Below are 13,588 nucleotides of genomic sequence, written 5' to 3' on the forward strand. Positions count from 1 at the left end.
AGAAGCTTCTTCTTGATAAAAAGGAAGCTTCCTTTTTACAACTAACTCAGAACTTACAACTCATAACTCGAAAACAGCCCTATAATCTCCTCAAGGGGATAGTTTAACTTCTATTCCTATTCCTTTAAGTCTTATGTCTTATAACTTATCACTCAAAACTCAGAACTTATAACCCGCGTTAGGGATAGTAGTAAAAATCCTTTTGTAGGAATTGGAACTTTCTTACTTGAAATTGAATCTTCTTCTACAAAAGATTGGAACGGATAGTCCGACCGAAGGGAACGCCCAAATTAATTTTTGTTAGGCACTATAAATTATTTGAAATTTATTAATTTATATAGATCATTTATTTTTTTAATAGAATCATTATCTAAATAATATAGGAAAAATAGGTTCTTGTCTATCTCAACAAAACCAGTAATCATATAAGATTTTTCGTTTTTTGATTCAATTAATAAATCAGGTTTATAATCATTGTTAATATCTAGCTCAACCATACCTTTTAAAGCATAAAGCTTTATTCTATCATTTATAATTGAATCGATGGGATTTCCTTTTATATTATAATTTACAATGGGTTTATGTATAAAGAAATCATCTGGAAAGTACATTTCTTCATATTTAGTATTTTCAAAATTATATACATCAGGACTCCGAAAAAATGATATTTTTTTCATCATTCTTTTATTAATTTCGATAATTTCTCCTAAGTTATATATCCTTATGATTGATTTTATTTTATCATCAATTGTTTCAGGATTGTATGTGTAATTTAAATTTACTTGCCTTACTTTATTTGATTTGGAATCGAAATTTACTGTAATATTCTTTAAGTTTTTATCGTCAACAATTGAAAACAAGTGAGAATTAAAAGATTTTAACGATTTAAATTGTGCATTATTTACAGGTGGAACTTTATAATAAAGTTCATTATAAGATTCAAATTGATAATTATTAAAAGTCTTACGAACTAAATATAAAGTATAAGTTGCAGAAAGTACCAATAATATAAAGAATAGAAATATAAATATCTTTTTCATAATTAATTATTATCGAAATATCAATTGTAGTAGCTTTCATAGATGCTTTTACAAGTGTTATCCATTCATATTCATTATCCATAAATATATGAATAAAAAAGAATTACACATACAAAAAAAAGCCCAACCAAAGTTGAGCTTGTATTTATCCAAAATAAAATGAATCGCGATCATTTAGAAAATTGAAATGCTTTCGAGTTTTATCTTGTTCTTCTTTATCAATTTCGAACTGTAAAATTTCGGGATGATTGTTTATTGTTTCCAAATCTTGTCCCAATGTATCAAATAAATGCGAATCGCCCTGATAATCGAGATTATAGCCATCTACGCCAATTCTATTTACACCAGCAACAAAAGCCATATTTTCGATTGCTCGAGCTTTTAGAAGTGAAATCCAAGCTTCACGACGCGCTTTTGGCCAACTAGCGTTGCAAAGTATCAAATCGTACGGATCTTCTTCTGTATTGCGAATCCAAACAGGAAATCGTAGATCGTAGCAAACAATAGGGCGAATTTGCCATCCTTTATAATCTATCGTTACAATTTTATCTCCTGCCGAATATACGCCAGCTTCTTTTCCGTAACTGAACAAATGTTTCTTATCGTAAATGTAAATAGAGCCGCTTGGGCAGATGAAATAAAATCGGTTATAGTATTTATCGTTTTCATGCGTAGAAATGCTTCCAGCAATCGCAGAATTCAATTCTTTGGCTTTGTGTTGCATCCATTCGAAGGTTTCTCCAAAAGGCTTTTGACCAATTTTTTCTACATTCATAGAAAATCCCGAAGCAAACATTTCTGGTAACAATATAATATCAGTTTGATGATTGGCTAATAATTCATCTAAATAAGCGTGATTAGCTTTTGCATCTTCCCAGATTACATCGTATTGTATTAATGATATTTTAAGTTTATTTTGAATTTCCATTGTTAATAAATTTTTGATCTAATTTTGGATTATTGGATTGGTTGATGATGTAATACATAAAGATAAATATAAAAAAACCAATAAACGAACCACCAACTGTATCAATCGCAAAATGGCGTGACAAGTAGATTCTACTAATTGCGATACTCGGAAAATGGAGAGCAAAAAATAATTGCAACCATCTGTTTTTGGTTAATAAACATAAAGTCATCGAAATTATTGCGGCTGTTAATGAATGTCCCGAAGGAAAAGTTGAAGCCATTTGTATCGCATAATCTTTGACTAATACAATGTCGATTTTTTTCTGTGTAAAATAATATCCAGGACGTAAAACTTGTTCGAAATAGACATTCTTAAAAAAGACACTAATTGTTGTTGCAACTGCTCCTGAAGCTAATAAATAATAAAAATATCTTCGAGTTGTTTTCCAAAATAGATAACCAAGAAGTATAAAAAATAAATAATAGGTTCCGAAATCGGTATAAAAAACAAAGAATTTATCAAAAAAATGATCGTGGTATTGATTGAAATGTAGATGTAATTCATCGCGACCATAATATTGCGTCATAGCAATTGCAGCAAAATTGTAGATAAAAAAAACGACAAAAAATGGCCAAATTCTTAGAAATAAATCTTTTTGTTGATTCATTTGAGTTGGGTTTTTAAATAACATTTATGATGAAATTCCAAATAAAGTCTAGAATGACATTCATTCAAATTTAAGCAAAAAAAAAAACTTGACTAAATAGCCAAGTTTTAAAACGTTTTAATATTGTTTAAAAAAATTATTTTACTTTTTCTACGATTGCTTTGAAAGCTTCTGGATTGTTCATCGCTAAGTCAGCTAAAACTTTACGATTTAATTCAATTCCAGCTTTGTGGATAGCTCCCATAAATTTAGAGTAAGACAATCCGTGTAATCTTGCTCCAGCGTTAATTCTTTGAATCCATAACGCACGGAAATTTCTTTTCTTTTGACGTCTATCGCGGTAAGCATATACTAAACCTTTTTCTACTGCATTTTTAGCAACAGTCCAAACGTTTTTTCTTCTTCCGTAATATCCTTTTGCAAGTTTTAAAACTCTTTTTCTTCTAGCTCTTGACGCAACTGCGTTTACTGATCTTGGCATAATTTTTAATTTTTTTGTAGTGGGCGAGATTGCTCTGCTTTAAGGCCCATCGACAGGGTTAATAATGAATTAATAAACCAAATAAGAACACGTTCTTATTTTAATCTTAATTGTTGTTTTACTGAATGAACATCAGCTTGATCAACTAAACCAGTTTGAGTTAAATTTCTCTTTTGTTTAGTCTCTTTTTTTGTTAGGATGTGGCTTTTAAAAGCGTGTTTTCTTTTAATTTTACCTGTTCCTGTTAATTTGAAACGTTTTTTCGCTCCAGATTTTGTTTTTAATTTTGGCATGATTACAAATATTTAAAATTAAAACGTTTTTTATTTTTTGTAAGATGATAAGAACCTAATTATTTCTTAGGTCCCATCATCATAATCATTCTTTTACCTTCAAGTTTTGGCATTTGTTCTACTTTTCCAACATCTTCCAATTCTTGAGCTAAACGTAACAATAAGATTTCTCCTTGATCTTTAAAGATAATAGAACGTCCTTTGAAGAAAACATACGCTTTCAATTTAGAACCTTCTTCTAAGAAAGATCTTGCGTGACGTCTTTTGAATTCGTAATCATGATCATCTGTTTGAGGACCGAAACGAATTTCTTTCACGACAACTTTCTGCTGTTTAGCTTTAAGTTCTTTTTCTTTTTTCTTTTGTTCGTATAAGAATTTTTTGTACTCTACGACACGACAAACAGGTGGAATGGCTTTTTCACTGATCATTACCAAATCTAAACCTTGTTCTTCTGCAAGTTCTAAAGCTTTAGCTATTGGATATACACCAGGTTCTATACCTTCTCCAACAACGCGTACTTCTTTCGCGTCAATCTTATCATTGATCTTGTGTTGATCTTCCTTAATTACTCTGGCTGGACCTCTGCCGCCTTTTCTTCTAATTGCGATAGTTATTCTGTTTTAAATTATTTTAATTTGATTTGTTCTTTCATGAAGTCGATAAACGCTTGAATCGTCATCTCTCCTAAATCACCTTCTCCGTGTCTTCTTACAGAAACTGTACCGTTTTCTGCTTCTTTTTCACCGATGATTAACATGAAAGGAATTTTACCGATTTCGGCATCACGGATTTTTTTACCAGTTTTCTCGTTTCTACTGTCAATCAGTCCGTTAATTTCTTCTTCGGCCAGCAAATTTAATACTTTTTCTCCATATTCCACATATTTTTCGCTAATTGGTAAAATTGTGAATAAATCTGGTGTTAACCAAAGTGGTAAATTCCCTGCTGTATTTTCTAACAAAATGGCAATGAAACGTTCCATAGAGCCGAATGGCGCACGGTGAATCATTACTGGTCTGTGTTTTTCGTTGTCTGCTCCAGTGTAAGTTAAATCAAAACGATCTGGTAAATTATAATCCACTTGGATTGTTCCTAATTGCCATTGACGTCCTAATGCATCTTTCACCATAAAGTCTAACTTAGGTCCATAGAATGCAGCTTCGCCATATTCTAAAACTGTTGGTAAACCTTTTTCTGCTGATGCTGTGATAATTGCTTGTTCAGCTTTTTCCCAGTTTTCGTCAGATCCGATGTATTTTTCTTTATTCTCTGGATCTCTTAATGAGATTTGAGCCGAATAATTATCAAATCCAAGATTTGTAAATACATATAATACTAAATCAATTACTTTTTTGAATTCTTCTAATAATTGATCTGGTGTACAGAATAAGTGAGCATCATCTTGAGTAAATCCACGAACACGCGTTAAACCGTGTAATTCTCCTGATTGTTCGTAACGATAAACTGTACCAAACTCTGCATAACGTTTTGGTAAATCGCGGTACGACCATTGAGATGTTTTGTAAATCTCACAGTGATGTGGACAGTTCATTGGTTTTAACAAGAATTCTTCTCCTTCGTTTGGCGTTTTAATTGGCTGAAAACTATCTGCACCATATTTTGCATAGTGACCAGAAGTTACATACAATTCTTTTTGACCAATGTGTGGAGAAATTACCATTTCGTAACCCATTTTTTGTTGCTCTTTCAATAAGAAGTTTTCTAATTTTCTTCTCAAAGCAGCTCCTTTTGGTAACCAAAGAGGTAAACCTGCACCAACTTTTTCAGAGAAAGCAAATAAACCTAATTCTTTCCCTAATTTACGGTGATCACGTTTTTTTGCTTCTTCTAATAACTCAAGATATTCTGTTAAATCTTTTTGTTTTGTGAATGTAATACCATAAACACGAGTCAACATCTTGTTTTTCTCATCTCCACGCCAATAAGCTCCCGCAACATTCAAGATTTTTGCAGCTTTCACAATTCCAGTGTTTGGAATGTGTCCACCACGACATAAATCTGTAAAATTATCGTGTGTACAGAATGTAATATCTCCATCTTGTAGATTAGAGATTAATTCTGTTTTGTATTCATTGTCTTTGTATGTCTCTAATGCTTCTGCTTTTGAAACTGAATATAATTTGAATTCAGCTTTTTTCTTTGCATTCTCTAACATTGCTTTTTCTACTTTCGCAAAATCAGCTTCTGTAAATTTATCCTCACCAAAATCAACATCGTAATAGAAACCTTTGTCAATCGCAGGTCCAATAGTTAATTTAGCATTTGGATAAAACTCTAAAATAGCTTGCGCTAATAAGTGAGCAGATGAATGCCAAAAAGCTTTTTTACCCATTTCATCATTCCAGGTTAACAATTTGATCGTTGCATCTGTGGTGATTGGGGTTGTTGTTTCAACTTGTTGATCGTTTACTATAGCCGAAATTACATTACGTGCTAAACCTTCACTAATGCTTAGCGCCACGTCCATAGGAGTTACGCCACTCTCATACTGTTTTACACTTCCATCTGGAAGAGAAATGTTTATCATCTTACTTTTAGAATTTGTACTAAGATGCAAAATTACGAATTTTCTGCAAGTTGACGAAATTTTTAAAGAGTTGATTTTAGCTAAAATATTAAGTAAATAGTTGAGCTATTGTTTTGAATGAAATTATCTTGTTTTCGATAAAACTTATATTGAATTATTTTTTTATAAACTTTAAAATTTCGTTCGATTCTTTTGTTTTTATATAATAAATTCCAGAAGCTAAGCTTTGACAATCAATCGTTATATTTGATTGATTATTAATACGAACCGATTGTACACTTTGTCCAACTGAATTGTAAATGAAAAGTATATTATTTTGAGTATTTAATTGTGTTTTATCAATACCAATTATAATTTTATCATTCGTAATATTTGCTGATTTTAACCAGATAAAAGGTTTTGATTCAATTGATTTTGTACTTAAACTCTCATGAATTTTAAATTGCATCACAACAGGTAAATGATCGCTCATATTGTACAAATTAGTTCGTAGAGTTTGAGAGTAAATGCCTGTACAATCAGGATCTTTAACATCTTTATTCAAACAATCTCCATTATTTCCATACGCTTTATAACTATCGTTTATAAAAGAAAAACGTGAGCTGTTTTTGAAATTTTCACTCATCATAATAAAATCAAAACGATCATCTAAACCGCCACTTGCCCCTGCATTAGTTCCGCTTCCAAAACCTATGTTAGAAACGCGTGTACTTTGTGTATGTAAATAACTAAAAGCTGGATTGTCTTGCCAATTTCCAAGTGCATTTAATGGATCAATCATCAAAATAGCATTTGCCGGATTGATAATTTCTTGATAAGCTGGTTCTGATGAATTATAAAAATTAAAATCTCCAGCAAAAAGAACATATGTATTAGGTTGCGTTAATTTTTTCAAGGATTTTGTGACTTCTTGCACCATTTCCAAACGCATTTGACGATTTGCAGGTCCTGTACTCGATTTTAGATGCGCAACAAAAACTTCTAAATGAATAGGATCGTTTGAAGTAATATTTAATTGAAAAGAATATTGATTGATGTCGCGATAAACTGTGGGAATTTTTTGTTGATTAACTAACGTCAATTTGCGTGTGTTATAAAAAACCATTGTTTGTAACGGATCATCTGGTTTCGTTGTGTCAGCTACAAAAAGTGCGCGAGCAAATTTATCAGGTTGATTTTGCAAAGATGTATTTAAGATTAAATCACCGCCATTTTCTGTTACTAATTCACAAATCATAAATAAATCTGGTTTGTATTCGTCTAAAATATCTCTTAAGATCAATTGACGATTTTGAGGAAGTGAATTCGGAAATTTGAACACATTATAAAACATTGTATTTAATGTTTCTTGCGAAAAAATAGAAACCGAAAGTATCAAAAATAAAAGGAGTAAATTTTTTTTCATATCAATTGATTTTAGTTTTACACTTGAACTTTTTTGAAATCTAAAAAATTAATTTAGAATATCTTAAAGTTATTAATTATCAATTGAATAAAAAAAAATATTTCTTGAAATTGATTAATTTAAAAGAATTATTTTAGTAAAATCATGGTGAGTTTTTAGATGGATTTAATAAATTATTTACTTGTATCGTTGATATAAAAAATCCAGTTCCGAAAAGAACTGGATTTTTGAAATATTTTATGAACGAGCTCGTCTGAAATATAAAAACAAAGTTAGTAATCCGAAGACGATGTTTGGTATCCATGAGGCGACAAGTGGCGAAACATATCCTTTTTCGGAAAACGTAGACGTTGTTTGCGAGAAGAAAATGTAGACAAACGCTAACGAAATACCAACTGCAAGATTGATTCCGATTCCTCCACGACGTTTTTTAGATGAAAGCGATAGAGCCAAAAGTGTCAGAATAATAGTTGAAAATGGACCGCTTAAACGGTTATTTAATTCATTTTCGTATGTATTTACATTGGCAGAACCTTTTGCTTTTTGTTTTTGAATAAATTCATTCAATTCGAAGGTATTCATTGTTTCAGCAACATATTCTTCTGGTAAAATTTCGTCTGGAGAAGCTGGTAACTTCAAATTTGTATTGGCTTCGTAATTTAACTTTTCCGTTTTATCTTTGTTAATATCGCGCGTGTAAACACTCATTAATGCATAAGTAGAATCTTTATCATTCCAATTAAAACTTGAAGCGATGATTTGTTTTTTCAACTCAGTCGAATCAAATTTTTGATACATAAAAGAACTTCCTAATTTTTCTGTTCTGTCATAACTATCCACAAAAACAAATTCGTCAGGAGAAATTTGCGAACCGATACGTTGTCGTTTATAATATTCTTCCTTGTCGTTATTACTCAATAAATGGGTGTATTGGTATTTATTTTTTTTGATATTTGCCCAAGGTAAAACCACATTTCCTACTACCAAAGCAGAAATAGCTAAAAATGTAGCAACCCAAATATATGGAAGTGTAAATCGATAAAAACTAATACCACCCGAAAGTACACCTACAATTTCGGTTTGCATCGTCAGTCGTGATGTAAAATAGATCACAGTGATAAAAACGGCAATTGGTAAAAAGGTGTTAATAATCCAAATAGACCAATAAGGGTAAAATTGGGTTAAAGCCGAAAAAGCTGTAGAACCACTATCATTAATACGTCCTAACTTTTGACTAAGATCGACAATAACAGCGATAGTAGACAAAATTAAAACCATGAAGATAAAGGTTCCGATAAAGTTTCGGATGATGTATTTATCAATTATTTTCAAACTACAGACGTTGTTTTAATTGTGGAACAATTTGTTCTTTCCATTGAGCGAAATCTCCTGCTAAGATATGTTCTCTTGCCACTCTTACCAAATCTAAATAAAAGGCAAGGTTATGAACTGATGCAATTTGTTTTCCTAAAGCTTCGTTAGCATTAAATAAATGGCGAACATAGGCTTTTGTGTAATAAATATCCACATAGCTTGTTCCGTTTTCGTCTAATGGTTCGAAACAATCTTTCCATTTTGCATTTTTCATGTTCATTACACCATTCCATGTAAATAACATGGCATTACGCGCATTACGCGTTGGCATTACACAATCGAACATGTCAACTCCAAGTGCAATACATTCGATGATATTCCAAGGTGTTCCAACTCCCATTAAATAACGGGGTTTATCTTGAGGAAGAATTTCTGTTACGATATCTGTCATTTCGTACATCACAGGTTCAGGTTCTCCAACAGATAATCCACCAATTGCATTTCCTTCTGCACCGAAATCCGCAATATATTTTGCTGATTCTTGACGTAAATCTTTGAAATCATTTCCTTGTACAATTGGGAAAAGCGTTTGTTTGTGATCGTAATATTCAGGATTATTGTTTAACCAAGTTCTACAACGTTCCAACCAACGATGTGTAACATGCATCGCACGTTTTGCATCGTGATATTTTGCTGGAATTCCTGTTAATTCATCAAAAGCCATAAAAATATCAGCTCCGATATAACGCTGAATCTCCATTGATTTTTCTGGCGTAAACATGTGGTAAGAACCATCGATATGCGATTTGAAACGCACACCTTCTTCAGATTTTTTACGACTTGTTGCCAAAGAATACACTTGGAATCCCCCAGAATCTGTAAGAATTGGTTTTTGCCAATTCATAAATTTATGTAATCCACCCGCTCTGTGCAAAATATCAGTTCCTGGACGCAAATACAAATGATAAGTATTTCCAAGAATGATTTGGGCTTTAATATCTTCTTCTAATTCACGTTGGTGAACAGATTTTACTGTACCAACCGTACCAACTGGCATAAAAATAGGTGTTTCGATTTTACCATGATCGGTTTCTACAACACCGGCTCTTGCCTTAGAAAATTCGTCTTTTTTATCGATTGAAAATTTCATAGTGTGCAAAGATATTAATTGTTTAGCTTGTTGCGAGTTGGTTTCGAAAAAAATAACAAAAAAATAAGGATAAAATTGCTTTTACCCTTATTTGTAAATTTTATGAAATGACTATTTTGTAAAACGTAATGACATTTTGCGATCAGAAGCTCTTTCTGCGTCAGAAGCTGTTTCAGCTACTTTTGCAAATTCTTCTCCGTAACCTTCGGCAGCAATAATTTGCGCACCAACACCACGTTTTGTTAATTCAGCTTTTAAGTAATCTGCTCTTTTTTGAGAGATTTCTTTGTTTTTCTCATCATCACCAACTTTATCTGTGTACGCTCCAAGCTTAATTTTTGCAGTTGGATATTTTTTCAAAATTGCAGCAACATTGTCTAATTGAATTTCAGAACCTGGTTCTAATTGATCAGTTTTACCAAAAACGAAATTTACATTATCAAAGTTGAACCATTTTTCTTTTAATTGATCTTCTGACATTGTTGCAAAATCTGGAGCTTTGATAAATTTGATAATTTGATCTTCTAATCCATTTGCGTATCCTTTCAAAGCAACACCATCTAAATCGATATCAGATAATTCTTTTGGCGCAGTGTTTAGAGAATCCTCATTCAATGAATCAACCACAATTTCAGTTTCTTCTGTAACAACTGTTTTTTCTTCATTCTTATTGCATTTTTTTAATAAGAAAAAGGCTGCTAAAGCAACTAAAATTAATGGAATTAACCATTTCCAAAAATCTCCACCGCCATTGTTTTTATTATGGGTTTCTGCGTAAGCATCAACTGGTGCTACATAAGGTTTTTCTTCTGGTTCTACATCAACTACTTTTCTTGTTTCTGTAATAGTTTCAGTGACATGATCTTTTGCAACATCTTTTGTTTCAGTGATTTTAGGCGCATCATTAAACATTGTTCCTAAACCTAAAGCTCCAAGACCTAAACCAGTTGGAATTAATCCTAAAATTTTATCTTTAATTCCACCTAAAGATGAAAAGAAATCAGATTCTGTAACATTGTTATATTCTGCTTCTTTTCCAATAGAGCCAAAAGTTGTTAAAGCTGTTAAGTCTAATAATTTTGAAGATGAACCTGTCGAAATTTCAGCATATTCAGCAATTTTAGAAACGATTGGTTGCGCATTCGAACCAAAAATAACATTGATTAATTCTTTAATCGTGTCTGGTGTTTCTTGTTCTGTCGAAATATTTGCTAATCCACGAGAAGCACCAAAAGATTTGATGGTATGAAATAAGCCTGTAGTAGAATTCTTTTTTTCTAAAACACCTCCTAAAAGAATAGGAATAAATGCATTGATTGCTTTAGAAATTCCCGATTCATTTTCACCTAATTCTGATGAAGTTTTCGAGATCAAATCTGGGGTAATATACCCTTTTACTAATTCAATAATGTTCATAGATTTTAATTTTTAATTATAGCCTTTTTTAAGTTGTAATTTGTTCTTAACGAATATTGTACCAATATTCATATTTATTAAAATTAGTTAAAAAAAATGATAATTTTTCTATTTTTTTGAAAAGATGTTAGATTGGAACTAATTTTATCAACTGAATTACTAATAAAAAAGAATAATTATGCAAGAGCAAGACAAGGTAGATAGTTTGCAAGATGTAATAACAACACCATTTAAGGATTTAGAAAACTTTACACAATGGTTATTAACGAAAGGCTCTGAAGTTGGATGGAGCTTAGTTTCTGCTTTATTAACCTTAATAATTGGTTTTTGGGTAACAGGTAAACTTGTCAAGTTAATCGAAAAAAGAATGGTTGCACGAAATGTCGATTTATCAATTCGTACGTTTTTAATTCCAATTCTTAATATATTATTCAAAGCTATTGTATTAACTTTTGTTGTAGGTCGATTAGGTTTTAATGCTTCTGGTTTTGTTGCAGCTTTAGGAGGTGTTGGTTTAGCAGTTGGTTTAGCTTTACAAGGATCTTTGTCAAATTTTGCAGCAGGAATTTTAATTATTCTTTTCAAACCTTTCAAAGTTGGGGATTATATCGTATCGCAAGGAAATGAAGGAAGTGTAGAGTCGATAAATTTACTAAATACAGTAATTGCAACTGCAAAAGGACAGATCATAACTTTGCCAAACGGGAATTTATTTAACAATCCAATTACCAATTATTCTGTAAAAGAATATCGTCGATTAGATGTAAATGTTGGTATTTCTTATGATGATGATTTTGACAAAGCGCGCGAAGTTTTGTTGAATGTTTTAGAGAAAAATGAATTGGTTGATGATACACAATCTAAAACGGTTGAGATTCTAGAATTTGCTGCAAGTTCTGTGAATTTGGCTGTGCGTTGTTATGTGAAAAATAGCGATTATTGGACAGCTTATTGGCAATTGTATCGCGCGGTGAAATATGCGTTGGACGACAATAATATTTCGATGCCTTATCCACATACAGAAATGATTATTAAAAACGAATCGAATTCGTCAACAATTCCTTTCGAGAACAAAGATTAATGAAGTATTTACTTACCATATTATCAATTTTTTCGTCTGTGCATCTTTTTGCGCAAACCGAATTAATTGAGAAACATCTCAATTCTGATTTCTATTCTACTCAATTCACGGGATTTTATTTATATGATCCAATCACGAAAGAAGAAATTTATAATTATAACGGGAACAAATTTTTTATTCCAGCATCTAACACCAAAATTTTTACGTTGTATACAGCGATGAAAATGTTGAATGATTCGATTCCTGCATTCAAATATCAGTTGATTGGTGACGAATTGCATATCGAAGGAACTGGAGATCCAACTTTTTTGCATCCAAAATATAAAAATACACGAGCGTTAGATTTCCTGAAAAATAATGGTTCTAAAATTGTTTTTCATTGGAATAATTTCGACGAAGAATCTTTTTTACCAGGTTGGACTTGGGACGATTTTAGAAAAGATTATGCACCAGAAAGAAGTCAGTTTCCGATTCATGAAAATTTAGTTTCAATTTCGAAAAATGGAAGTTCAATCAAAACATTTCCAACATATTTTGAAGAATTAACAGAAATTAGAGAAATGCCAGAGCCGAGGAATTTCTATGACAATAAATTTTATATCAGCAATAAAAAACGAACAGAAAAAGTTCCTTTCATTGTGAATGAAACGGTGATAGAAAAATCGTTGTCGCAAATTTTGGGGAAACCTGTTGATATGGTCAAAACGCCAATGGTCAATAATCCGAAAGTGTTTTATAGTCAGAAATCAGATGATGTTTACCGCGAAATGATGGAAAATAGCGATAATTTTTTGGCGGAACATTTATTGATTTTAGCTTCGAGTGCTTTACCAGGAAAATTGAGCGCTTCTGAAACGATTACCTTTTCGAAAAGATATTTATTGAATGATTTGAAACAGCAACCAGAATGGTTTGACGGTTCGGGATTATCGCGTTATAATTTGTTTACACCTCAAAGTTTTGCGCAAGTTTTAGGGAAAATGTACAACGAATTTCCTGAGCAACGTTTGTTTTCTATTTTCCCAATCGGCGGTAAAACGGGAACAATCAAAAATAGATACAAAGATTCGGCGCAACCGTATATTTATGCCAAAACAGGAACGTTGAACAATAATGTAACGTTGAGTGGTTATTTGAAAACGAAATCTGGAAGAACGTTAATTTTTAGTTTGATGAATAATAATTCGATCAAAGATTTGTCTTGGATTCGAAATGAGAACGAAAAGTTATTACGAATTATTAGAGATAATTATTAAGCATATTTGAAATAAAAAAGCCTT

The 13,588-nt window shown here is 31.6% G+C and carries 13 protein-coding genes; 2 read left to right on the forward strand and 11 right to left on the reverse strand.

Annotation, left to right across the window (positions count from 1 at the left end):
- Positions 1-314: 314 nt before the first annotated feature.
- From B3J26_RS14485 to B3J26_RS14535, 11 genes are all read right to left on the reverse strand, one after another.
- On the reverse strand, positions 315-1,040 hold the full coding sequence (locus B3J26_RS14485; RefSeq protein ID WP_286496430.1) for a hypothetical protein: 726 nt from the start codon (positions 1,038-1,040) through the stop codon (positions 315-317).
- 145 nt (positions 1,041-1,185) lie between these two features.
- Positions 1,186-1,968, reverse strand: a complete 783-nt coding sequence (locus B3J26_RS14490) for a nitrilase-related carbon-nitrogen hydrolase (RefSeq protein ID WP_291074937.1) — start codon at positions 1,966-1,968, stop codon at positions 1,186-1,188.
- Positions 1,952-2,617 carry a phosphatase PAP2 family protein gene (locus tag B3J26_RS14495; RefSeq protein ID WP_291074939.1) on the reverse strand — a complete coding sequence of 222 codons (666 nt, stop codon included), beginning with the start codon at positions 2,615-2,617 and terminating at the stop codon, positions 1,952-1,954. The genes B3J26_RS14490 and B3J26_RS14495 overlap by 17 nt, the downstream gene beginning before the upstream one ends.
- Positions 2,618-2,753: 136 nt before the next feature.
- Positions 2,754-3,098, reverse strand: a complete 345-nt coding sequence (rplT, locus tag B3J26_RS14500; RefSeq protein WP_038337134.1) for a 50S ribosomal protein L20 — start codon at positions 3,096-3,098, stop codon at positions 2,754-2,756.
- Between the two features lie 95 nt (positions 3,099-3,193).
- Entirely contained in the window at positions 3,194-3,391 is a 198-nt protein-coding gene (gene rpmI, locus B3J26_RS14505; protein ID WP_038337133.1) for a 50S ribosomal protein L35, read from the reverse strand.
- Between the two features lie 59 nt (positions 3,392-3,450).
- A complete protein-coding gene (gene infC, locus B3J26_RS14510; protein WP_236688239.1) occupies positions 3,451-3,960 on the reverse strand; it encodes a translation initiation factor IF-3 in 510 nt (169 codons plus the stop codon).
- Positions 3,961-4,019: 59 nt separating this feature from the next.
- Positions 4,020-5,942 (reverse strand): threonine--tRNA ligase, encoded by a 1,923-nt coding sequence (thrS, locus tag B3J26_RS14515; RefSeq protein ID WP_291074940.1) that lies wholly within the window; start codon positions 5,940-5,942, stop codon positions 4,020-4,022.
- Between the two features lie 154 nt (positions 5,943-6,096).
- Positions 6,097-7,347, reverse strand: a complete 1,251-nt coding sequence (locus tag B3J26_RS14520; RefSeq protein WP_291074942.1) for a hypothetical protein — start codon at positions 7,345-7,347, stop codon at positions 6,097-6,099.
- Positions 7,348-7,584: 237 nt separating this feature from the next.
- Positions 7,585-8,679: an LptF/LptG family permease gene (locus B3J26_RS14525; protein ID WP_291074944.1), complete on the reverse strand. Its 1,095-nt coding sequence runs from the start codon at positions 8,677-8,679 to the stop codon at positions 7,585-7,587.
- Between the two features lies 1 nt (position 8,680).
- Complete coding sequence (gene tgt / locus B3J26_RS14530) at positions 8,681-9,811, reverse strand: tRNA guanosine(34) transglycosylase Tgt (RefSeq protein WP_291074946.1); 1,131 nt, start codon at positions 9,809-9,811, stop codon at positions 8,681-8,683.
- Positions 9,812-9,922: 111 nt separating this feature from the next.
- On the reverse strand, positions 9,923-11,227 hold the full coding sequence (locus tag B3J26_RS14535) for an OmpA family protein (RefSeq protein WP_291074948.1): 1,305 nt from the start codon (positions 11,225-11,227) through the stop codon (positions 9,923-9,925).
- Between the two features lie 178 nt (positions 11,228-11,405).
- Here B3J26_RS14535 and B3J26_RS14540 point away from each other — a divergent pair, with 178 nt between their 5' ends.
- Positions 11,406-12,308, forward strand: a complete 903-nt coding sequence (locus B3J26_RS14540) for a mechanosensitive ion channel family protein (protein ID WP_180905406.1) — start codon at positions 11,406-11,408, stop codon at positions 12,306-12,308.
- Positions 12,308-13,564 (forward strand): D-alanyl-D-alanine carboxypeptidase/D-alanyl-D-alanine-endopeptidase, encoded by a 1,257-nt coding sequence (locus tag B3J26_RS14545; protein WP_291074950.1) that lies wholly within the window; start codon positions 12,308-12,310, stop codon positions 13,562-13,564. The genes B3J26_RS14540 and B3J26_RS14545 overlap by 1 nt, the downstream gene beginning before the upstream one ends.
- Positions 13,565-13,588 lie beyond the last annotated feature (24 nt).

It is taken from the genome of Empedobacter sp. UBA5987 (assembly GCF_002429865.1).
Classification (GTDB): domain Bacteria; phylum Bacteroidota; class Bacteroidia; order Flavobacteriales; family Weeksellaceae; genus Empedobacter; species Empedobacter falsenii_B.

Excerpts from the sequence above, each read along its gene's own strand:
- B3J26_RS14485 (WP_286496430.1), bottom strand. The coding sequence starts at position 1,040 with ATGAAAAAGATATTTATATTTCTATTCTTTATATTATTGGTACTTTCT.
- B3J26_RS14520 (WP_291074942.1), bottom strand. The coding sequence starts at position 7,347 with ATGAAAAAAAATTTACTCCTTTTATTTTTGATACTTTCGGTTTCTATT.
- tgt (WP_291074946.1), bottom strand. The coding sequence starts at position 9,811 with ATGAAATTTTCAATCGATAAAAAAGACGAATTTTCTAAGGCAAGAGCC.
- thrS (WP_291074940.1), bottom strand. The coding sequence starts at position 5,942 with ATGATAAACATTTCTCTTCCAGATGGAAGTGTAAAACAGTATGAGAGT.
- rpmI (WP_038337133.1), bottom strand. The coding sequence starts at position 3,391 with ATGCCAAAATTAAAAACAAAATCTGGAGCGAAAAAACGTTTCAAATTA.
- rplT (WP_038337134.1), bottom strand. The coding sequence starts at position 3,098 with ATGCCAAGATCAGTAAACGCAGTTGCGTCAAGAGCTAGAAGAAAAAGA.
- B3J26_RS14490 (WP_291074937.1), bottom strand. The coding sequence starts at position 1,968 with ATGGAAATTCAAAATAAACTTAAAATATCATTAATACAATACGATGTA.
- B3J26_RS14545 (WP_291074950.1), top strand. The coding sequence starts at position 12,308 with ATGAAGTATTTACTTACCATATTATCAATTTTTTCGTCTGTGCATCTT.
- B3J26_RS14540 (WP_180905406.1), top strand. The coding sequence starts at position 11,406 with ATGCAAGAGCAAGACAAGGTAGATAGTTTGCAAGATGTAATAACAACA.
- B3J26_RS14495 (WP_291074939.1), bottom strand. The coding sequence starts at position 2,617 with ATGAATCAACAAAAAGATTTATTTCTAAGAATTTGGCCATTTTTTGTC.
- B3J26_RS14535 (WP_291074948.1), bottom strand. The coding sequence starts at position 11,227 with ATGAACATTATTGAATTAGTAAAAGGGTATATTACCCCAGATTTGATC.